This is a genomic window from Pseudoduganella umbonata, from assembly GCF_014192225.1.
GTDB lineage: Bacteria > Pseudomonadota > Gammaproteobacteria > Burkholderiales > Burkholderiaceae_D > Rugamonas > Rugamonas umbonata.
The window spans coordinates 694,188-715,123 of record NZ_JACHXS010000003.1 but is presented as its reverse complement, the minus strand read 5'-3'; the positions used below and the strand labels follow the sequence as shown (position 1 = coordinate 715,123).

The following is a 20,936-nucleotide window of genomic DNA, read 5'->3' as shown; positions in this document are numbered from 1 at the left end:
GCGCCAGCATATCGGGGCAGCAAATACGGACCCGTTGTGGGATGGGCCGCGGCGCCGTGGCAACGTACCCTTCGGCCATGGAAACAAACTGGATATCCGGCGCTACCGGGGCGATCGCCTTCGGCCGGCACACCTTCGATCCGCAGCGCTGCGAACTGCGCACCGCGGCCGGCGCTCCGGTGCCGCTAGGGCAGCGCGCCGCCCGCCTGCTGCAGGCGCTGATCGAAGCGGGCGGCCGCGTACTCAGCCGCGACGACCTGCTGCGGCGTGCCTGGCCGGGCCAGCAGATCGATGACGGCAACCTGCGCGTGCAGATCGCCGCGCTGCGCCGCGCCCTGGCGGACGACCGCGCGCTGATCGGCACGGTGGCCGGCCGCGGCTACCTGTTTGCCGGCAGGGCGGAGCGGCGCCCGGTCGCCCGGTCGCGGCTGCCGGTGCCGGCGTCGCCCCTCGTCGGCCGCGCGGAACAGCCCGATGCGGCCCGGCATGCCACCCAGGCCGCTGGCGTGCCGGCCGCTGCTGTTTCCGGCGCTGGTGTTTCCGCGGATACCGTGCTGGCGCGCGTCGCCGCCAGCCGGTTCGTTACGCTGGCGGGCGCCCCCGGCATCGGCAAGACAGCGCTGGCGCTGGCGGCCGCGCACCGCCATGCCGGTACGGTCGCCTGGGCCGAACTCGATGCGACGGGCACGGAAGAGGGCATGCTCGGCATCGTGGCCGGGGCACTGGGCCTGGCGCCCGGCCCGCGCTGGAGCTCGGCGGGCGCGCTGGTGGCCGCGCTGCCGCCCGCGCAGTATGCCGGTCCGGTCCTGCTGGTACTGGACAATTGCGAGCACCTGGCCGATGCCTGCAGCCGGCTGGTGGAAACGTTGCTGGCGCAGTGCCCGGCATTGCGCGTGCTGGCCACCAGCCGGCAACCGCTGCTGGCCGGCGGCGAAATGGTGGTGCGCATACCCGCGCTGGACCTGCCCGCGCCGGAGGAAACCGATCCCGCCCGGCTGGCCGGCAGCGGCGCCGTGGCGCTGTTCGTGGCGCGGGCCGCCGCCGCGACCGGCCACGCGTTCGTACCGGATGCGGCCGGTCTGGCGTCGGTCGCGGCGATCTGCCGCCGGCTCGACGGCCTGCCGCTGGCGATCGAACTGGCCGCCGCGCAGGTGCCCGCCCTGGGCCTGCAGCGCATCGGGGCGGGGCTCGACGACATGCTGCGCCTGTTGCAGGGGCCGGCCGGCACCGCCACGCCGCGCCACCGCACGCTGCGCGCCGCGCTGGACTGGAGCTACGTGCTGCTGCCGCCACCAGCGCAGGCCGCGCTGTGCCGGCTGGCCGGGCTGCCGGCCTGGTTTACACTGGATGAAGCGGCCGCGCTGCTGCGTCCGGCGTACTCCGCCTATGAAACGATCGACAGCCTCGCCGCGCTCGCCGCCCATTCGCTGCTCGCCGTCGAACACGGCCGGCAGGCCCGCTTTCGTCTCCTCGCTACAACGCGCGCCTATGCGCTGTCGCTCGACCGCTACTGATCGATCGGCGTAAAAACCGGCCTTTTCGCCATAGAATGATCAAAAATTTGATCAGTTTGCTCACCAAACGAGCATCCGATACCAAAAATGATATTGCAAATTGGTAAAATTTGATTGGATCGTTTTCGCTCGCCCGCCTAAGATCGGTGCAGGCCAGCAGCTCATCCTGCGAGCCTGCTGCATCCATACAACATAACAAGCAAAAGAAACGTCGGAGACCATGAAGCCCATCTCCCCAGGCAGCGTGCCCGGCTCCACTTCTTCCATCCCGAACGTTTCACGCGACTCGTCGACGGCTCCTGCCGCCCCGGTTCGCCCATTGGACCGCGCCCACGCCCCGTGCGTGGCGCGAAAGTAACGCCGCTGTTCCAGCCCGGCCACCGCCAGGCTATTGAAGAGGAAGACATGGAGACTAAAAAACTCACCACGCTGGAAAAGGTAGGCTTCGGCGCCGGCGACATGGCGCTGAACGTCGTGATCTCGTCGATGATGCTGATCATTACCTTCTTCTACACCGACATCTACGGCCTGCGTGTCGAAGACCTGGCGATGCTGCTGCTGGTCGTGAAGGTGATCGGCGCGATTTCCGACCTGGCGATGGGCCAGATCACCGACCGCTACACCAACAAGTGGGGCCGCTACCGCCCGTGGTTCCTGTTCCTGGCGGTACCGTACGGGATCTCGGTGTTCTTCGTCTTCATGACGCCGGATTTCCAGTATGACGCCAAGCTGCTGTGGGCCTATTCGACGTACATCCTGATGACGCTGATGACCTCCGGCGTCGGCGTGTCGTACATCTCGCTGCCCAGCGCGCTGACGGCCGATCCGCAGGAGCGCCTGTCGGCCAACGGCTACCGGCTGTTCTTCGCCAAGATCGGTGCCTTCATGGTGACGATCATCGTGCCGATCCTGGCCGAACGCTGGGGCCACGGCAATCCGGCCGCCGGCTACCAGGCCGCGATGGCGGTGATGGCGGCGATGGGCGTGGCGCTGTTCCTGTTCTGCTTCTTCACCACCACGGAGCGGGTGCGCCACGTGGTCGAACGCCAGTCGCTGGCCGCGCAGCTGAAAGTGCTGCTGAAAAACGACCAGTGGCTGCTGCTGTGCGGCGCCTGCGTGACCGGCACGATCGGCTACGTGATCCGCGGCTCGGTGGCGATCTACTACGCCAAGTATTACCTGGGCGGCGACGCGGCCGTGGTATCGGCCTTCCTGTCGACCGGCGTGGCGGCGGCGATCCTGTCGATGGTGGCATCCACCTGGATCACCAAGTCGTATTGCAAGGTCAAGCTGTTCCGCAACTCGCAGGTGCTGGTGGCGCTGATCAGCGTGGCGATCTACGTGCTGGTCAAGCCGGGCGACATGGTGCTGGCGTTCGTCCTGTACTTCCTGCTGTCGTTCATCGTCGACCTGCATGCGCCGGTGTTCTGGTCGGCGATCGCCGAGACCATCGACTACGGCCATGTGAAGACCGGCAAGCGCGTCTCCGGCTTTGCGTTCGGCGGCATCTCGGTATGCCAGAAGGCCGGCATGGGCATCGCCGGCGCCATCGTCGGCGGCCTGTTCACCTATTTCCATTACGTGCCGAACGCCGCGCAATCGGCCCACGCGCTGAACGGCATCGCGCTGATGCTGACCGTGATTCCCGGCTTCTTCCACCTGCTGATGGGCCTCTTCATGTTCAAGTACCGCATCAGCGATTCCTATTACGTCGAGCTGAAAGCCGACATGAACAAGCGCGGCTACGCAGCCGGCTGACCACTGAACGATCCAGGTAACACATCATGACTACTACGAACCAAGCACAGACCGCCGTTGAAAAACTCGCCCCGCTGATCCTGCAGCGCGCCGACCCGCATATCTACCGCCACAGCGACGGCTACTATTATTTCACCGCCTCGGTGCCGCAATACGACCGCATCGAGATCCGCCGCGCCACCACCATCGCCGGCCTGGCCGAAGCCGCGCCGAAGGATGTGTGGACCAAGCCGGACAGCGGTCCGTACAGCGAACTGCTGTGGGCGCCGGAACTGCACTTCAACGAAGGCGCCTGGTACGTGTACTTCGCCGCCGCGCCGAGCCGCGACATCAAGGACGACCTGTTCCAGCACCGCATGTACTGCGTGCGCAACCAGAACGCCAACCCGCTGGAAGGCGAGTGGGAGTTCATGGGCCAGATCGACACCGGCATCGACTCGTTCTGCCTGGACGCCACCACCTTCACGCACAAGGGCCAGCTGTACTACCTGTGGGCGCAGAAGGACAAGGAGATCCGCGGCAACTCGAACCTGTATATCGCGCCGATGAGCAATCCGTGGACCATCGCCGGCACGCCGGTGATGCTGAGCAAGCCCGAGTACGACTGGGAAATCGAGCGTTTCTGGGTCAACGAAGGCCCGTCGGTGGTCAAGCGCAACGGCCGGATCTTCATTTCGTACTCGGCCAGCGGCACCGGCATCGAATATGCGATGGGGTTGCTGTGGGCCGATGAAAACGCCGACCTGCTCGACCCGGCGTCGTGGACGAAATCGAAGGAACCGGTACTGCAGAGCTGCCTGGAACACGGCATCTACGGCCCTGGCCACAATTCGTTCACCGTGTCCGAAGACGGCGAAGGCGTGATGCTGGTGTACCACGCGCGCACGTACACGGAAATCATCGGCGACCCGCTGTGGAACCCGGACCGCCACACCTTCGTCAAGCCGCTGCGCTGGGACGACCAGGGCATGCCGGTGTTCGGGCGTCCTTCGATCGCCTGAGCGGCGGCGGAGAACGGCGCAGCGGCGGTTCCCACCATGTAACGGACGACACGCGGAGGCTGGATCATGTGGCAGGCTGGATTTCTGGAAAGAGAAAATGAAGAGGACATCCTCCAGCCGCTGATCGAGCAGCGCGCCGATCCGCACATCTACCGCCATACGGACGGCTATTACTACTTCACCGCCTCGGTGCCGCGCTATGACCGCATCGAACTGCGCCGCGCGAAAACGATCGAAGGCCTGGCCTCGGCGCAGACGCGTACCGTGTGGCGCAAGAGTCCCGGCCCGTGCGGGGACCTGGTGTGGGCCCCGGAAATCCATTGCAACGGCGGCGACTGGTACGTGTACTTCGCCGCGGCGCCGTCGCGCGATGCCGATACCAGGAACAAGCTGTTCCAGCACCGCATGTACGCGATCCGCAACACCAACGCCAATCCGCTGGTGGGCGAGTGGGAATTCGTCGGGCAGGTCGATACGGGCATCGACACGTTCTGCCTGGATGCGACGACCTTCACCCACAAGGGCCGGCTGTACTACCTGTGGGCGCAGAAGCACGACGACATCGAGGGCAACTCGAACCTGTACATCGCGCCGATGAAGACGCCATGGCAGATCGATGGCGCGCCGGTCATGCTGAGCAAGCCGGAGTTCGACTGGGAATGCCAGGGCTTCCGCGTCAACGGCGGGCCGTCGGTGCTGAAGAAGAACGGCAGGATCTTCATCAGCTATTCGGCCAGCGCCACGGACCACCGCTACGCCCTGGGCCTGCTGTGGGCCGACGAGGATGCCGACCTGCTCGATCCCGCGTCGTGGACCAAGTCGCGCGAGCCGGTGCTGCAGACCTGCGCCGAGCACAGGATCTATGGTCCGGGCCACAACAGCTTCACGGTAGCCGAGGATGGCGCAACCGTGCTCCTGGTGTACCATGCGCGGACTTATACTGAAATCGAAGGCGATCCGCTGTGGAATCCGGACCGCCATACCTTCGTCAAACCCCTGCGCTGGCGCGATGACGGCATGCCGGACTTTGGCCGGCCCTCGGTTGCCTGAGTCTTGGTTGCCTGAGTCTCGGTTGCCTGAATAAACGTGCATTGCACCGGCGCTTTCCAGGAACACATACGGATGGAATTGAGTATCGAGCAGGAACCGTTCGGCATCGCGCCGGATGGCCAGGCGCTGAGCCTGTACACGCTGCGCAACCGCAGCGGCATGGTCGTCAAGATCAGCAACTATGGCGGCGTCATCACCGAGCTGCACATTCCCGACAAGCATGGCAACCTGGCCGACGTGACGTTCGGCTTCGACGAAGCCGCGCCGTACTTCACCGATGCGGTGCCGTACTTCGGGGCGCTGATCGGCCGCTACGGCAACCGCATCGCCGGTGGCCGCTTCACGCTGGACGGCCAGCCGGTGCAGCTCGAGGTGAACAATGGCAAGAACCACCTGCATGGCGGTTCGCTCGGCTTCCACAAGCAGGTATGGCATGCGGTACCGCTGGTGACGGACCTGACCATCGGCCTGAAGCTCACGCTGACGAGCCCGGACGGCGACCATGGCTACCCCGGCAACCTGGACGTGACGGTCACGTATGAACTGAACGACGCCAACGAACTGCTGGTGAAGTACAGCGCGACGACCGACAAGGCCACCCCCGTCAACCTGACGCACCACGCCTACTTCAACCTGGCCGGCCGCGGTTCGATCCTGGACCACGAACTGACCATCCACGCCGACCGCTACACGCCGATCGATGCCGATTCAATCCCGCTGGGCCCGCTGGCGCCGGTGGATGGCACGCCGTTCGATTTCCGTACGCCGCACACCGTGGGCTCGCGCATCGACGTTGCAGACGAACAACTGAAAAACGGCCTCGGCTACGATCACAACTTCGTGCTGAACAAGCCGAATCCCAACGTGCTGAGCCTGGCCGCCACGCTGCGCGACCCGGCCTCGGGCCGCGTGCTGGAACTGTATACGCAGGAACCGGGCGTGCAGTTCTACAGCGGCAACTTCCTGGACGGCTCGCTGACCGGCAAGGGCTGGCAGTTCGGCCACCGCGAAGCGCTGTGCCTCGAACCGCAGCATTACCCGGATTCGCCGAACCGGCCGGACTACCCGAACACCATCCTGCGGCCGGGCGAGACGTATTCGACGCGGTCGCTGTACCGGTTTACCGTTCAGGCTTGAAAAAACCGGTGTCAGACACCCTGAAGGGTGTCTGACACCAATTTCGCGAGCCGCCAATGGCTCATCCGACTGGTGTCTGACATCCATCCCGACGGGATGGGTGTCAGACACCGGTTTTTTTGTGCATCGATATCTTTTTTCATATCGCTGACCATTTTTTATTCATTGGAATAGAATCATTCCATTCTTTAACATTCGTAAATCAAAGCTCGGCGGGGGATTTTCATTTCGGCGGGCGCAGAACAACTCTGGAGAAGCGAATGTCTGAGACGAAGAAGAATGTAAAACTGCGGTCCGCCGAATGGTTCGGCACCCAGGACAAGAACGGTTTCATGTACCGCAGCTGGATGAAGAACCAGGGCATTCCGGACCATGAATTCCAGGGCAAGCCCATCATCGGTATCTGCAATACCTGGTCGGAGCTGACCCCTTGCAACGCCCACTTCCGCAAGATCGCCGAGCACGTCAAGAAGGGCATCATCGAGGCCGGCGGCTGGCCGGTCGAATTCCCCGTGTTCTCCTCCGGCGAATCGAACCTGCGCCCGACCGCGATGCTGACCCGTAACCTGGCGTCGATGGACGTCGAGGAATCGATCCGCGGCAATCCGATGGATGCCGTGGTGCTGCTGGTTGGCTGCGACAAGACCACCCCCGCGCTGCTGATGGGCGCCGCATCGTGCGACATCCCGGCGATCGTCGTCACCGGCGGCCCGATGCTGAACGGTAAGCTGAACGGCAAGTCGATCGGCTCCGGCACCGCCGTCTGGCAGCTGCACGAGCAGGTCAAGGCGGGCGAGATCTCGATGCACGACTTCCTCGCCGCCGAAGCGGGCCACTCCCGCTCGGCCGGTACCTGCAACACGATGGGCACCGCCTCCACGATGGCCTGCATGGCCGAAGCGCTGGGCACGTCGCTGCCGCACAACGCCGCGATCCCGGCCGTCGACGCGCGCCGCTACGTGCTGGCGCACATGTCCGGCATGCGCATCGTCGACATGGTGTGGGAAGACCTGCGCCTGTCCAAGATCCTGACCAAGGAAGCGTTCGAGAACGCGATCCGCGTCAACGCCGCGATCGGCGGTTCGACCAATGCCGTGATCCACCTGAAGGCGATCGCCGGCAGGATCGGTGTCGATCTCGAACTGGAAGACTGGACCAAGATCGGCCGCGGCACGCCGACCGTCGTCGACCTGCTGCCGTCGGGCCGCTTCCTGATGGAAGAGTTCTACTACGCCGGCGGCCTGCCGGGCGTGCTGCGCCGCCTGGGCGAGAACGGCCTGCTGCCGCACAAGGACGCGCTGACCGCCAACGGCAAGACAATCTGGGAAAACAACAAGGAAGCGCCGATCTACGACGAGGAAGTGATCCGTCCGATCGACAATCCGCTGATCAAGGATGGCGGCATCTGCATCCTGCGCGGCAACCTGGCGCCGCGCGGCGCCGTACTGAAGCCGTCCGCCGCCTCGCCGCACCTGATGCAGCACCGCGGCCGCGCCATCGTGTTCGAGGACTTCGACCACTACAAGACGCGCATCCTCGATCCGGACCTGGACGTCGATGAAAACTGCGTGCTGGTGATGAAGAACTGCGGCCCGAAAGGCTACCCGGGCATGGCCGAAGTGGGCAACATGGGCCTGCCGCCGAAGATCCTGGCCAAGGGCATCAAGGACATGGTGCGCATCTCCGACGCGCGCATGAGCGGCACCGCCTACGGTACCGTGGTGCTGCACGTGGCGCCGGAAGCGATGGCCGGCGGCCCGCTGGGCATCGTCAAGGATGGCGACATGATTTCGCTGGACTGCGCCGGCGGCCGCCTCGACCTGGAGATCTCCGACGAGGAAATGGCAGCCCGCCAGGCCGCCCGCGCCGAGCAGAAGAACGACCTGCCGAAATCCGGCTACGCCCAGCTGTACGTGGACCACGTGCTGCAGGCGGACGAGGGCTGCGACTTCGACTTCCTGGTCGGCATGCGCGGTTCCAAGGTGCCGAAGCACTCGCACTGATCTCTGCCCGCACTGATCCTGGCGTACTGAAACCTTTCGCCGGCGCCGCTGCCCACTCCCACCCCCTCGTGGCGGCGCCGGCACCCAATTAATCGAGACGTTCGCGGCAGCAGGACATGCGTGTCGCGGATGGCTTCAGGAGACTCCGATATGCTGCTCGTACAGTTCAAGAACAAAGAAGGCGCCCGCCACGTTGGCATCCTGGAAAACGGCACGCTGCGCGTGATCGACGGCTACGCCACCACCTACGCACTGGCGCAAGCGGCCATCCGCTCAAGCCAGGGCCTGGCCGCGCTGGCCGAAGCGTCGGCCGGCTCGACGACCGTCGCCTACGCCGACGTGACCCCGCTGGCACCGCTGGACCATGAGGACGCCGCACACACCTACGTGACCGGCACCGGCCTGACCCACCTGGGTTCCGCCGACGCGCGCGACGCGATGCACAAGAAGATCGGCGGCGACGTCGAAACGCTGTCCGACTCGATGAAGATGTTCCGCATGGGCGTGGAAGGCGGCAAGCCCGCGGCGGGCGAAGCGGGCGTGCAGCCGGAATGGTTCTACAAGGGCGACGGCTCGATCGTGGCTGCCACCAACGAAGCGCTGGCCATGCCCGACTTCGCGCTCGATGGCGGCGAAGAGCCGGAAATCGCCGGCCTGTACGTGATCGGCGACGACGGCCAGCCGTACCGCCTGGGCTACGCGATCGGCAACGAATTCTCCGACCACGTGACCGAACGCCAGAACTACCTGTACCTGGCCCACTCGAAGCTGCGCGTGTGCGGCGTCGGCCCGGCACTGCTGGTGGGCGAACTGCCGGCGCACATCGACGGCGTGTCGCGCGTGCTGGACACCGATGGCAAGGTCCGTTGGGAAAAGGCGTTCGTGTCCGGCGAAAACAATATGTCGCACACCATCGCCAACCTGGAACACCACCACTTCAAGTACCAGCTGTTCAAGCGCCCGGGCGACGTGCACGTGCACTTCTTCGGCACCGCCACGCTGAGCTTCGCCGACAACATCTCCGTGCAGCCGGGCGAGACGTTCGAAGTGGAATCGCCGGCCTTCGGCCCGGCGCTGCGCAACAAGCTGACCGTCGTCGAAACGCAAGTGGCGCAGGTCAAGGCCTTATGATCGCCAGCCCGACGATTACCGGCAACTCGCTGATCGGCGGCGTTGCCGTCAAGGGCAACGGCAGCGACTTCAAGGCCTGGAATCCGGGCCTGAACCAGCATATCGAGCCGGCGTTCCACACGGCGGATACGGACCAGATCGACCAGGCATGCCGCCTGGCCGGTGCCGCGTTCGACACGTTCCGCGCCACCACCGACACGGAACGCGCCGCGTTCCTGGAAACGGTGGCCGGACAGATCCTCGCCATCGGCGATGAACTGATCGAACGCGCGATGGCCGAAACGGGCCTGCCGCGCCCCCGCCTCGAAGGCGAGCGTGGCCGCACTGTCAACCAGCTGAAACTGTTCGCCGACCTGCTGCGCGAAGGCTCGTACCGCGACGTGCGGATCGATTCCGCGCTGCCGGAACGCGCACCGCCGCGCCCGGACCTGCGCTATCGCCTGATCGGCGTGGGCCCGGTCGCCGTGTTCGGCGCATCGAACTTCCCGCTGGCGTTCTCGGTCGCCGGCGGCGACACCGCGTCGGCCTTCGCGGCCGGCTGCCCGGTCGTGCTGAAGGCGCATCCGGCGCACCCGGGCACGTCCGAACTGGTGGGCCGCGCGGTGGCGAAGGCGGTGGAACTGTCCGGCCTGCCGGCCGGCGTGTTCGCGCTGCTGACCGGCGTCGGCAATGCCATCGGCCAGGAGCTGGTGGCCCATCCGGAAATCCAGGCGGTCGGCTTCACGGGCTCCCGTTTCGGCGGCCTGGCGCTGATGGCCGTGGCCGCGGCGCGTCCGCAGCCGATTCCCGTGTATGCCGAGATGAGCAGCATTAATCCGCTGTTCCTGCTGCCGGGCGCATTGAAGGCGCGTGGCTTTGATATCGCCCAGCAGTTCGCCGGTTCGCTGACGCTGGGCGTCGGCCAGTTCTGCACCAACCCGGGCCTGGTGCTCGGCATCGCCGGCCCGGACTTCGACGCCTTCGCCCATGCCGCGGCCGCCGCGCTGGGTGGCGTTGCGGCGGGCACCATGCTGACCGCCGGCATCGCCGGCGCCTACCAGCAGGGCGTGGCGGCGCTGGCCGGCCAGGGCAGCGTGAAGACGCTGGCGCTGGGTGCCCACGCGGAAGGCAAGGGTGGCGCGGCGCTGTTCGTCACGTCCGCCGATGCGTTCCTGGCGGAGAAGGCGCTGCATGGCGAAGTGTTCGGTCCGGCCTCGCTGCTGGTGGCCTGCCGCGACGTGGAAGAGATGCGCCGCGTGACGACGCACCTGGAAGGCCAGCTGACCGCCACGCTGCAGCTGGAGGAAGAAGATTACAATGCCGCCGCCGCGCTGCTGCCGGCACTGGAACGCAAGGTCGGCCGCATCCTCGCGAACGGCTTCCCGACCGGCGTCGAAGTATCGACGGCGATGGTGCACGGCGGTCCGTTCCCGGCCACGTCCGACGGCCGCAGTACCTCGGTCGGTACCGGTGCCATCCTGCGCTTCCTGCGCCCGGTGTGCTACCAGAACCTGCCGCAGCCGCTGCTGCCGGACGCGCTGCGCGACGGTAATCCGCTGGGGATCTGGCGCCGCCGCGATGGCGTGCTGGGCAAGGAATGACCGGCAGGATTAAACAAGAGTTGTTGTTGGATAAGAAACGGGAGACAGAGCATGACTGATTTTGCCAAGTTCGGCAGCCTGCGCGGCAAGCGCGTATTCGTCACCGGCGGCGGCACCGGCATCGGTGAAGCGATCGTCGCATCGTATGCGGAGCAGGGCGCGGTCGTCGCGTTCGTCGACATCGCCAAGGAAGCCAGCCTGGCGCTGGTGGAACGCCTGGCCGCCGCCGGCCTGCCGGCACCGCTGTACCGCTACTGCGACATCACCGACATTCCGGCGCTGCAGAACACCATCGCCGAACTGGCCGCCGAGATCGGCGACTTCGACGTGCTGGTCAACAACGCCGCCAACGACCAGCGCCACAAGCCGGAAGAAGTGACGCTGGAATACTGGAACGAGCGCATCGCCATCAACCAGCGGCCGATGTTCTTCACGTGCCAGTCGGTACTGGAAGGCATGAAGAAGAAGGGCGGCGGCTCGATCATCAACATCAGCTCGATGTCGTGGCATGCCAAGAACGCCGGCTACCCGGTCTACGGCACCACCAAGGCGGCCGTGATCGGCCTGACGCGCTGCCTGGCGCGCGACTTCGGCCCGCACAACATCCGCGTCAATACCGTGACGCCGGGCTGGGTGATGACGCAGCGGCAGATCGACCTGTGGGTCGACGAGGCGGGCGAAGCGGAAATCAAGCGCGCCCAGTGCCTGCCGGGCAAGCTGATGCCGGAACACGTGGCCGCGATGATCCTGTTCCTGGGCGCCGACGACAGCGCCATGTGCACGGGCCAGGAATTCATCGTCGACGCCGGCTGGGTGTAATCCCGTATGGCCGAGCTCGTGTTCCGTGTCTTGCACGGTGACACGAGCTCGGCCGTATTCGCCTGTCTTGTAGTTCCGATCGCAGCACGCTGCCCACGGCAGCGCTTTTCATCGTCACGACCATGAAACCTGCCCTGTACCGGATACTGGCGGCGTCGGCAATTGCCGCGCCCGCCGTTGCATTTGCCCAGCCATCCCCGCACACCGTCGCCAGCCCGGACGGCAAGCTGACCGTCACCGTCGCGCAGGCGAAGGACGGCGGCGTCACCTATCGCATCGCGCGCGCCGGCAAGCCCGTGCTGCGCGACTCGAAGCTGGGCCTGTCGTTCGACGGTGCCGATTTCACGACGAAGCTCGGCGCCCCGGAAGCGTCGCCCGCGCGCGAAATCCGCGAGCAGTACGAGCTCGTCGCCGGCAAGCGCCGCCATGTCACGTATGCGGCCAACGAACGCACGTGGCGCTACCTGAACCCCGGCAAGCAGTCGCTGGACATCACGTTCCGCGTTTCGAACGACGGCGTGGCGTTCCGCTACACGGCGCGCGCGCCGCAGCTGAAATTCAAGGACGAGGCGACCACGTTCGCCTTCGCCCCGCAGGCGCGCGCATGGCTGCAGCCGATGTCGGTGGCGAAGACGGGCTTTGCGCGTACCAATCCGTCGTACGAAGAGCATTACCGGGCCGATATCCCGGTGGGCACGGCAGCGCCGCTGGGGGCCGGCTGGGTCTTCCCGGCGCTGTTCCGCACCGGCGACACCTACGTTGCGCTGACCGAAGCGAACCTGGACGGCACGTTCCACGCTTCGCGCCTGGCCACGCAATCGCCGGGCGGCGAGTACCGCGTCGCCGGCCCGGCCCCGCAGGAAACCTTTACCGATGGTGCGCTGCTGGCAACGGCCAGCGGCCAGATGACCACGCCGTGGCGCGTGCTGGCGATCGGCAGCCTGGCCACCGTGGTCGATTCCACGCTGGGCACCGACCTGGCCGCGCCCGCCGCAGAGGGTGTCCCGGCCTGGGTCAAGCCGGGCCAGTCGTCGTGGAGCTGGGCGATCCTGAAGGACGACTTCACCACCTTCGGCACGCAGAAGCAGTTCATCGACTACGCCGCCGACATGGGCTGGGAATACACGCTGATCGATGCCTACTGGGACGCCAAGATCGGCTATGACAAAGTCAAGGAGCTGGTGGATTACGCGAAGCCGAAGAATGTCGGCATCCTGGTCTGGTACAACTCGGCCGGCGCGTGGAACGACACCGACATGACGCCGCGCGGCAAGCTGCTGACGTCCGCCGACCGCCGCGCCGAGTTCGCGAAACTGCGCACGATGGGCGTGAAAGGCATCAAGGTCGACTTCTTCGGCGGCGATGGCCAGTCGATGATCGACTACTACGTCGGCATCCTGCGCGACGCGTACGACGCCCAGCTGCTGGTCAACTTCCACGGCGCCACGCTGCCGCGCGGCTGGTCGCGCACGTGGCCCAACCTGGTGACGGCGGAGGCCGTGCGCGGCTTCGAGTTCGGCACTTTCGACCAGAAGGACCAGGACCCGGTGGCGAGCCACGCGGCCATGCTGCCGTTTACGCGCAACCTGTTCGACCCGATGGATTTCACGCCGATGGTGTTCGGCGATATTCCGAAGATCAAGCGCGCCACGCGCAACGGCTTCGAGCTGGCCGAGTCCGTGCTGTTCGTGTCCGGCATCCAGCACTTCGCCGAAGTCCCGCAGGGCATGGCCTCCGCGCCCGACTACGTCAAGGACTTCCTGCGCGCGCTGCCCGACCGGTGGGACGACAGCCGCTTCGTCGCGGGCGAACCGGGCAAGTATGCCGTCATCGCCCGCCAGGCCGGCGGCAAGTGGTACGTGGCAGGCTTCAACGGCGCCGCGCAGGAGCGCACCGTGGCGCTGGACCTGGCATTCATCGGTAAAGCTGGCAAGCTCATTACCGACGGCGCCGGCGAGCGCGCCTTCGCCCAGGCCGGCATCAAGGCATCAAGGAAAACCAGCATCAAGCTGAAAGCACGTGGCGGCTTCGTTGCCGTCTTCGAATAAAAACCATATCAGGAGATCTTTCATGATCCGTCGTACCATCCTCGCTCTCTCCCTGGCTGTCTGCGGCAGCGCCTTCGCACAGGTCGCCGTCACCATCGACACCGCAAAGCCGGGCCCCGTCATCGACAAGAACGTGTACGGCCAGTTCGCCGAACACCTGGGCACCGGCATCTACGAAGGCATGTGGGTGGGTCCGGATTCGAAGATCCCCAACACCAAGGGCTGGCGCAAGGACGTGGTCGGCGCGCTGAAGGAACTGCGCGTGCCGCTGGTGCGCTGGCCGGGCGGCTGCTTCGCCGACGAATACCACTGGAAGGACGGCATCGGCCCGCGCAGCAAGCGCCCGGTGAAGGTCAACACCAACTGGGGCAACGTCACCGAGGACAACGCCGTCGGCACGCACGAGTTCTTCGACCTGGCCGAACTGCTGGGCGCGCAGGTGTACATCAACGGCAATCTCGGTACCGGCTCGGTGCAGGAGATGAGCGAGTGGATCGAGTACATGACGTCGCCGAGCAAGTCCACGCTGGCCGAGCTGCGCCGCAAGAACGGCCGCGACAAGCCGTGGAAGGTCGACTTCTTCGCCGTCGGTAACGAGATGTGGGGCTGCGGCGGCAACATGAACCCCGAGCACTACGCCAACCTGTACAAGAACACCACGACCTTCATCCGCGCGCCGAAGGAATTCAAGCCGCAGATCATCGCCAGCGGCGGGCATACCGACGACGTGAAATGGGCCGACGTGCTGACCCGCGAGGTCAAGAACGACATGGCCGGCGTCAGCTTCCACTACTACACGATCCCGACCGGCAAGTGGGAAGTGAAGGGCGCCGCCACCGGCTTCCCGGAATCCCAGTGGTTCAGCACGATGCAGAATACGCTGAGGATGGACAAGTTCATCCGCGACAACAAGGCGGTGATGGACAAGAACGATCCGGAGAAGAAGGTCGGCCTGTACGTCGACGAGTGGGGCACCTGGTATGACGTGGAACCGGGCACCAATGCCGGCTTCCTGTACCAGCAGAACAGCCTGCGCGATGCGGTCGTCGCCGCGCTGAACTTCAACATCTTCCACGAGCACGCCGATCGCGTGCGCATGACGAACATCGCGCAGATGGTCAACGTGCTGCAGGCGATGATCCTGACCGACAAGACGCGCATGGTGCTGACGCCGACCTACCACGCGTTCAAGATGTACGTGCCGTTCCAGGACGCGACGTCGCTGCCGGTGTCCCTGGAGAACAACACCGCGTACAGCGCCGGCACCCAGGCCGTGCCGCAGGTGAGCGCCTCGGCCGCGCGCGCCAAGGATGGCAAGGTGTACCTGGCGCTGGTGAACACGGACCCGAACAAGGCCACCGAGGTCACGGTCAATGTCGGCGGCGCCGCCGGTAATTCGGCAACCAAGTTCACCGGCCAGGTGCTGACCTCCGCGAAGATGGACGCGCACAACACGTTCGACGCACCGAACGCGGTGAAGCCGGCCGCGTACAGCGCGCAGGCCGCCGGCGGCAAGCTGACCGTCCAGCTGCCGGCCAAGTCCGTGATCGTCGGCGCCGTCGAGTAAGCGCATGAAGACAGGAACGCTTGCGGCCTCGCTGGCCGCGGCGGGCCTGCTGACCCTCTCCGCCTGTGGCGGCGGGGGTGGCAGCGGCTCGCCTGCCGTTACCGTGCCTTCCGCGCCGACGACGCCGACCACGCCCGCGGCGCCGGCGCAGACGCCGGTCACGTTCGCCAACGTCGGCGTGCATGACCCGTCCGTCGTGCGCGTCGACGGCACGTTCTACATCTTCGGTTCGCACCTCGCCGCGGCGAAGTCCTCGGACCTGATGAACTGGACGAAGATCGCCGACGGCGCCACCGCCACCAATCCGCTGTTCGCCGACGTGACGAAGCAGCTGGCGGAAACCTTCGCCTGGGCGCAGACCAGCACGCTGTGGGCGCCGGACGTCATCCGGCTCGACGACGGCAAGTACTATTTCTACTACAACGCCTGCAAGGGCGATTCGCCCCGTTCCGCGCTGGGCGTGGCGGTCGCCGACAAGGTCGAGGGGCCGTATGTCGACAAGGGCATCATCCTGAAGTCCGGCATGTGGGGCGAAGCGGGCGCCGACGGCACGCTCTACGATGCGGTGAAACACCCGAACGTGGTCGATCCGCAGGTATTCCGCGACAAGGACAACAAGCTGTGGATGATCTACGGCTCGTACTCGGGCGGCATCTTCATCCTGGCGATGGACCCGGCGACCGGCAAGCCGCTGGCGGGCCAGGGTTACGGCAAGCACCTGCTGGGCGGGAACCACGCCCGCATCGAAGGTGCCTACGTGCAGTACAGCCCGGAGAGTGGCTACTACTATCTGTTCACGTCGTTCGGCGGCCTGGATGCGAACGGCGCCTACAACGTGCGGGTGGCCCGTTCGCGCCATGCCGACGGCCCGTATGTCGATGCGAAGGGCACCGACATGGCGACCGTGAAGTCGGACCCGGCCAGGCCGCTGTTCGACGATGCCAGCATCGCGCCGCACGGCCAGAAGCTGATGGGCAACCACCAGTTCGCGCTCGCCGCGGGCGAAACGGGTACCGCTCCGGGCTACGTTTCGCCGGGCCACAACAGCACGTACTACGATCCGGCCACGAACAAGTACTTCATCATCTTCCATGCCCGCTTCCCGGGCACCGGCGAGCTGCATGAAGTGCGCACGCACGAGATGTTCATCAACGAGGATGGCTGGCCGGTGGTCGCGCCGTTCCGCTACGTTCCGCTGGACAAGGCCGCCGGCGTGCCGCCTGCCACGGTGGCCGCGGCCGACGTCGCCGGTTCGTACAAGCTGGTCAACCACGGCAAGGACATCTCGGCGGCCATCAAGCCATCGCAGACGGTCACGCTGTCGGCCGACGGCAAGCTGGCCGGCGCGCTGGCCGGTACCTGGACGCACAAGGGCAACAACCGCATCGCGCTGGCCGTGGACGGCACGGCAGCCGTCTACAGCGGCGTGCTGTCCCGGCAATACAACGGCAATGCGAATGCGTTCACGGTGACATTCACGGCGCAGAACGCCGACGGAGTGTCGCTGTGGGGCGCACGGGTTGGCAACTGAGTTGGCAACCGGGCTGGCGACCGGGGTGGCAACTGAAGCCGGCAAGTCCGGCAAACAAGCAGACAGCAATTGGAGATCGGTAATGAAGTTTCAGAGTTATCTGGTGGCGGCGTCACTGTTCATGGGCGCCGCGGGTGCCCAGGCCACGCAGGTGGGCGTGCATGACCCGGTGATGGCAAAGGACGGCAACACGTACTACGTGTTCTCGACCGGCCCGGGCATCACGTTCTACAGTTCGAAGGACATGAAGAACTGGCGTCCGGAAGGCCGCGTGTTCGACAAGGATCCGGTGTGGGCGAAGAAGGCGGCGCCGTCGTTCGACGGCCATATCTGGGCGCCGGACATCGTGCAGCGCGACGGCAAGTTCTACCTGTATTACTCGGTGTCGGGCTTCGGCAAGAACACCTCCGGCATGGGCGTGACCGTCAACAAGACGCTGGACCCGCGCTCGCCCGACTACAAGTGGGAAGACCAGGGCATGGTGATCCAGTCCGTACCGGGCCGCGACCTGTGGAACGCCATCGACCCGGCCGTCATCGCCGACGAGCAGGGCAACGGCTGGATGTCGTTCGGCTCGTTCTGGACGGGCCTGAAGCTGTTCAAGCTGAATGCCGACTGGACCAAACCGGCCGAGCCGCAGGAATGGTACACGATCGCGCGCCGCGAGCGCCCCGCGTTCGAGCCCGACGAATCGGCCGCGCCGGCGGAAATCGAGGCGCCGTTCATCTTCCGCAAGAACGGCTATTACTACCTGTTCGCATCGTGGGGCCTGTGCTGCAAGAAAGAGCAGAGCACGTACCACGTCGTCGTCGGCCGCTCGAAGGCGATCACCGGGCCTTACCTGGACAAGGACGGCAAGGACATGGCCAAGGGCGGCGGCTCGCTCGTCATCAAGGGCAACCGCGACTGGGTCGGCCTGGGCCACAACAGCGCCTACACCTTCGACGGGCGCGACGTGCTGGTGCTGCACGCCTACGAGACCGGCGACGACTACCGGCAGAAGCTGAAGGTGCTGGACATGAAGTGGGATGGCGCCGGCTGGCCGGTGGTCGATGCGGCGCAGCTGAACAGCTATCAGAGCGTGCTGCTGCCGGCTGGCAAATAGCCAACTGCCGAGCCCGTGTCATCGTGCCTGGCACCGGGACACGGGCTCGGCAGCAAAAAACACCTGTCGAGTCCGTGTCATCGTGCCTGGCACCGGGACACGGGCTCGGCAGCAAAAACACCTGTCGAGTCCGTGTCATCGTGCCTGGCACCGGGACACGAGCTCGGCAGCAGAAACACCTGTCGAGTCCGTGTCATCGTGCCTGGCACCGGGACACGGGCTCGACAGCAGGAATGCTAGCCGAACTGAACCACAGGACGACCCATGCTCACTCTTCGCCACCTCGCCCTCGCTGCCGCCCTCTGCGCAGTCAACTCCACCCACGCCGCCGACCTGTTCAGGCTGCAGGACGTGCGCCTGACGGCGAGCCCGTTCCTGGAAGCGCAGCGGACCGACCTGCGCTACCTGATGGCGCTCGATCCGGACCGCCTGCTGGCGCCGTTCCGCCGCGAGGCGGGGCTGCCGGCGGTGAAGCAGTCGTACGGCAACTGGGAGTCCAGCGGGCTGGATGGCCACATGGGCGGGCATTACCTGTCGGCGCTGGCGCTGATGCATGCGGCGACCGGCGACCCGCAGGTCAAGGAACGCCTCGACTACTTCGTGCGCGAGCTGAAGCGCTGCCAGGATGCCGGCGGCGACGGCTACCTGGGCGGCGTGCCGGGCGGGAAGGAGGCGCTGGACAAGATCGCCAGGGGCGAGCTGCAGGCGGATAACTTCTCCGTCAACGGCAAGTGGGTGCCGTGGTACAACCTGCACAAGACGTTTGCCGGCCTGCGCGACGCGTACCGGATCGGCGGGAACCAGCAAGCCAGGACGATGCTGGTGGCCTACGCCGATTGGGCGCTGGCGCTGACGTCGAAGCTGTCCGACACGCAGATGCAGGCGATGCTGCGCGCCGAACATGGCGGCATGAACGAGGTGCTGGCCGACGTGGCCGAGATGACAGGCGACAAGAAATACCTGGAGCTGGCAAAGCGCTTCTCGCACCGCGCCGTGCTCGATCCGCTGCAGCAGGGCCGCGACCAGCTGACCGGCCTGCACGCCAACACGCAGATCCCGAAAGTGATCGGCTTCGAGCGGGTCGGCACGCTGGCCAACGATCCGAAGATGCGCGAGGCGGCGCGCTTCTTCTGGAAGACCGTTGTCGAGAACCGCAGCGTGGCGATCGGCGGCAACAGCGTGCGCGAACACTTCCACGACCACAAGGACTTCGCTCCGATGATCGACGACGTGGAAGGTCCGGAAACCTGCAATACCTACAACATGCTCAAGCTCACCGAGCTGCTGTTCGCCGACAAGCCGCAGTCGCGCTATGGCGACTACTACGAGCGTGCGCTGTACAACCACATCCTGTCGTCGCAGCACCCGCAAACGGGCGGCTTCGTGTACTTCACGCCGATGCGCCCGAACCACTACCGGGTCTACTCGCAGGTCGACCAGGGCATGTGGTGCTGCGTCGGTTCCGGCATCGAGAGCCATGCCAAGTATGGCCAGTTCATTTATGCGAAAGAGGCTGACACGCTGTTCGTCAACCTGTTCATCCCGTCCGAGCTGGCGTGGGCGGAAAAGAACGTGCGCATCACGCAAGCCACGAGCTTCCCGGATGAGGAAAGCACCCGCGTAACGGTCCACGGGACCGGCAGGTTCGCCATGAAACTGCGCTACCCGGCGTGGGTGGCGAAGGGCGCGCTGGCGGTAAAAGTCAACGGCAAGGCGGTGAAAGCCAACGCCGGCGAGGATGGCTACGTCAGCATCGAGCGCGAATGGCGCGACGGCGACACGGTGGAACTGAAGCTGCCGATGAAGACCCACCTGGAGCAGATGCCCGACAAGTCGAACTGGTACGCCGTGCTGCACGGCCCGATCGTGCTGGCCGCGAAGACCGCGCCGATCCTGGACGAAAAATTCAGGGACGAGAAGCTGAACGTACTGGCCGACGATTCGCGCATGGGCCACATCGCCAAGGGCGAGATCTGCCCGCTGGGCGCCGCGCCGATGTTCGTGTCCGACGCCAAGGACTTCACGGGCAAGATCAAGCCCGTGAAAGGCCAGCCGCTGACGTTCACGGCGCCGGACCTGATCCGCGGCCAAGGCGACGCCGCACAGCTCAAGCTGGTGCCGTTCTTCCGCCTGCACGATGCCCGCTACACGATGTACTGGCAGCGCTCCACGCCGTCCGGCTATGCCGCGCTGCAGGAACAGACCGCGCAGCAGGAAAAGGAACGCCTGGCGCTGAACGCCCGCACCATCGACCAGGTGGCGCCGGGCGAGCAGCAGCCCGAGTCCGACCATGCCTTCAAGGGCGAGGGCGCCGATGCCGGCGTCAATGCGGGCCGCCACTGGCGCCATGCCACCGGCTGGTTCAGCTATGTGCTGAACAACCCGAAAGGCGAGGCCAAGGTGCTGCGCCTGACGTTCGCGTCAAGCGATGCGGGCCGCAGGTTCGACATCCTCGTCGACGGCAGGCCGCTGCAGTCGATGGCGCTGGGTAAGGAAGACGAAGCTTTCTATACCCGCGATATCGCGCTGCCCGAAGGGCTGGGCAAGAAGATCGAAGTGAAATTCGTCGCGCAACCGGGCTCGATCGCGGGCGGCCTGTATGGGTTGAGGCTGCTGCGATAGTAAAAAAGGTATGGCAGCGGCGAAAAAATATATTGGTTCGGCATGGCAATTTCTTCTACCATAGCCGCAA

At 65.6% G+C, this 20,936-nt stretch carries 14 protein-coding genes; all 14 read left to right on the top strand.

Annotated elements, in window-relative coordinates:
• Positions 1 to 77 precede the first annotated feature (77 nt).
• The 14 genes from FHS02_RS11755 (at position 78) to FHS02_RS11690 (ending at position 20,866) form a co-directional block, all read left to right on the top strand.
• Entirely contained in the window at positions 78 to 1,514 is a 1,437-nt protein-coding gene (locus FHS02_RS11755) for an ATP-binding protein (protein ID WP_175424780.1), read from the top strand.
• Between the two features lie 405 nt (positions 1,515 to 1,919).
• Entirely contained in the window at positions 1,920 to 3,272 is a 1,353-nt protein-coding gene (locus tag FHS02_RS11750) for an MFS transporter (protein WP_137313589.1), read from the top strand.
• 26 nt (positions 3,273 to 3,298) lie between these two features.
• Positions 3,299 to 4,273: a glycoside hydrolase family 43 protein gene (locus FHS02_RS11745; protein WP_137313588.1), complete on the top strand. Its 975-nt coding sequence runs from the start codon at positions 3,299 to 3,301 to the stop codon at positions 4,271 to 4,273.
• 66 nt (positions 4,274 to 4,339) lie between these two features.
• A complete protein-coding gene (locus FHS02_RS11740; RefSeq protein WP_137313587.1) occupies positions 4,340 to 5,323 on the top strand; it encodes a glycoside hydrolase family 43 protein in 984 nt (327 codons plus the stop codon).
• 72 nt (positions 5,324 to 5,395) lie between these two features.
• A complete protein-coding gene (locus tag FHS02_RS11735; protein ID WP_137313586.1) occupies positions 5,396 to 6,460 on the top strand; it encodes an aldose epimerase family protein in 1,065 nt (354 codons plus the stop codon).
• 260 nt (positions 6,461 to 6,720) lie between these two features.
• Positions 6,721 to 8,463: an IlvD/Edd family dehydratase gene (locus FHS02_RS11730; RefSeq protein WP_137313585.1), complete on the top strand. Its 1,743-nt coding sequence runs from the start codon at positions 6,721 to 6,723 to the stop codon at positions 8,461 to 8,463.
• Between the two features lie 150 nt (positions 8,464 to 8,613).
• Entirely contained in the window at positions 8,614 to 9,594 is a 981-nt protein-coding gene (araD1, locus tag FHS02_RS11725) for an AraD1 family protein (RefSeq protein ID WP_137313584.1), read from the top strand.
• The gene (locus FHS02_RS11720; protein ID WP_137313583.1) at positions 9,591 to 11,174 is read left to right on the top strand and encodes an aldehyde dehydrogenase (NADP(+)); all 1,584 of its coding nucleotides are present in this window, start codon (positions 9,591 to 9,593) and stop codon (positions 11,172 to 11,174) included. Before araD1 ends, FHS02_RS11720 begins: the two co-directional genes overlap by 4 nt.
• Before the next feature lie 51 nt (positions 11,175 to 11,225).
• Positions 11,226 to 11,993 carry an SDR family NAD(P)-dependent oxidoreductase gene (locus tag FHS02_RS11715; protein WP_137313582.1) on the top strand — a complete coding sequence of 256 codons (768 nt, stop codon included), beginning with the start codon at positions 11,226 to 11,228 and terminating at the stop codon, positions 11,991 to 11,993.
• Between the two features lie 122 nt (positions 11,994 to 12,115).
• The gene (locus FHS02_RS11710; protein ID WP_137313581.1) at positions 12,116 to 14,041 is read left to right on the top strand and encodes a glycoside hydrolase family 97 protein; all 1,926 of its coding nucleotides are present in this window, start codon (positions 12,116 to 12,118) and stop codon (positions 14,039 to 14,041) included.
• Between the two features lie 22 nt (positions 14,042 to 14,063).
• On the top strand, positions 14,064 to 15,608 hold the full coding sequence (locus tag FHS02_RS11705) for an alpha-N-arabinofuranosidase (protein WP_137313580.1): 1,545 nt from the start codon (positions 14,064 to 14,066) through the stop codon (positions 15,606 to 15,608).
• 4 nt (positions 15,609 to 15,612) lie between these two features.
• Positions 15,613 to 17,139, top strand: a complete 1,527-nt coding sequence (locus tag FHS02_RS11700) for a glycoside hydrolase family 43 protein (protein ID WP_137313579.1) — start codon at positions 15,613 to 15,615, stop codon at positions 17,137 to 17,139.
• Between the two features lie 82 nt (positions 17,140 to 17,221).
• Positions 17,222 to 18,244: an arabinan endo-1,5-alpha-L-arabinosidase gene (locus tag FHS02_RS11695; protein ID WP_137313578.1), complete on the top strand. Its 1,023-nt coding sequence runs from the start codon at positions 17,222 to 17,224 to the stop codon at positions 18,242 to 18,244.
• Between the two features lie 264 nt (positions 18,245 to 18,508).
• Positions 18,509 to 20,866 carry a glycoside hydrolase family 127 protein gene (locus FHS02_RS11690; RefSeq protein WP_137313577.1) on the top strand — a complete coding sequence of 786 codons (2,358 nt, stop codon included), beginning with the start codon at positions 18,509 to 18,511 and terminating at the stop codon, positions 20,864 to 20,866.
• Positions 20,867 to 20,936: the final 70 nt, after the last annotated feature.

What these genes read in the sequence shown, in the direction of transcription:
- FHS02_RS11715 (WP_137313582.1), top strand. Translation starts at nt 11,226, where the DNA reads ATGACTGATTTTGCCAAGTTCGGCAGCCTGCGCGGCAAGCGCGTATTC.
- FHS02_RS11730 (WP_137313585.1), top strand. Translation starts at nt 6,721, where the DNA reads ATGTCTGAGACGAAGAAGAATGTAAAACTGCGGTCCGCCGAATGGTTC.
- FHS02_RS11750 (WP_137313589.1), top strand. Translation starts at nt 1,920, where the DNA reads ATGGAGACTAAAAAACTCACCACGCTGGAAAAGGTAGGCTTCGGCGCC.
- FHS02_RS11745 (WP_137313588.1), top strand. Translation starts at nt 3,299, where the DNA reads ATGACTACTACGAACCAAGCACAGACCGCCGTTGAAAAACTCGCCCCG.
- FHS02_RS11705 (WP_137313580.1), top strand. Translation starts at nt 14,064, where the DNA reads ATGATCCGTCGTACCATCCTCGCTCTCTCCCTGGCTGTCTGCGGCAGC.
- FHS02_RS11700 (WP_137313579.1), top strand. Translation starts at nt 15,613, where the DNA reads ATGAAGACAGGAACGCTTGCGGCCTCGCTGGCCGCGGCGGGCCTGCTG.
- FHS02_RS11740 (WP_137313587.1), top strand. Translation starts at nt 4,340, where the DNA reads ATGTGGCAGGCTGGATTTCTGGAAAGAGAAAATGAAGAGGACATCCTC.
- FHS02_RS11735 (WP_137313586.1), top strand. Translation starts at nt 5,396, where the DNA reads ATGGAATTGAGTATCGAGCAGGAACCGTTCGGCATCGCGCCGGATGGC.
- FHS02_RS11695 (WP_137313578.1), top strand. Translation starts at nt 17,222, where the DNA reads ATGAAGTTTCAGAGTTATCTGGTGGCGGCGTCACTGTTCATGGGCGCC.
- FHS02_RS11755 (WP_175424780.1), top strand. Translation starts at nt 78, where the DNA reads ATGGAAACAAACTGGATATCCGGCGCTACCGGGGCGATCGCCTTCGGC.
- araD1 (WP_137313584.1), top strand. Translation starts at nt 8,614, where the DNA reads ATGCTGCTCGTACAGTTCAAGAACAAAGAAGGCGCCCGCCACGTTGGC.
- FHS02_RS11720 (WP_137313583.1), top strand. Translation starts at nt 9,591, where the DNA reads ATGATCGCCAGCCCGACGATTACCGGCAACTCGCTGATCGGCGGCGTT.
- FHS02_RS11690 (WP_137313577.1), top strand. Translation starts at nt 18,509, where the DNA reads ATGCTCACTCTTCGCCACCTCGCCCTCGCTGCCGCCCTCTGCGCAGTC.
- FHS02_RS11710 (WP_137313581.1), top strand. Translation starts at nt 12,116, where the DNA reads ATGAAACCTGCCCTGTACCGGATACTGGCGGCGTCGGCAATTGCCGCG.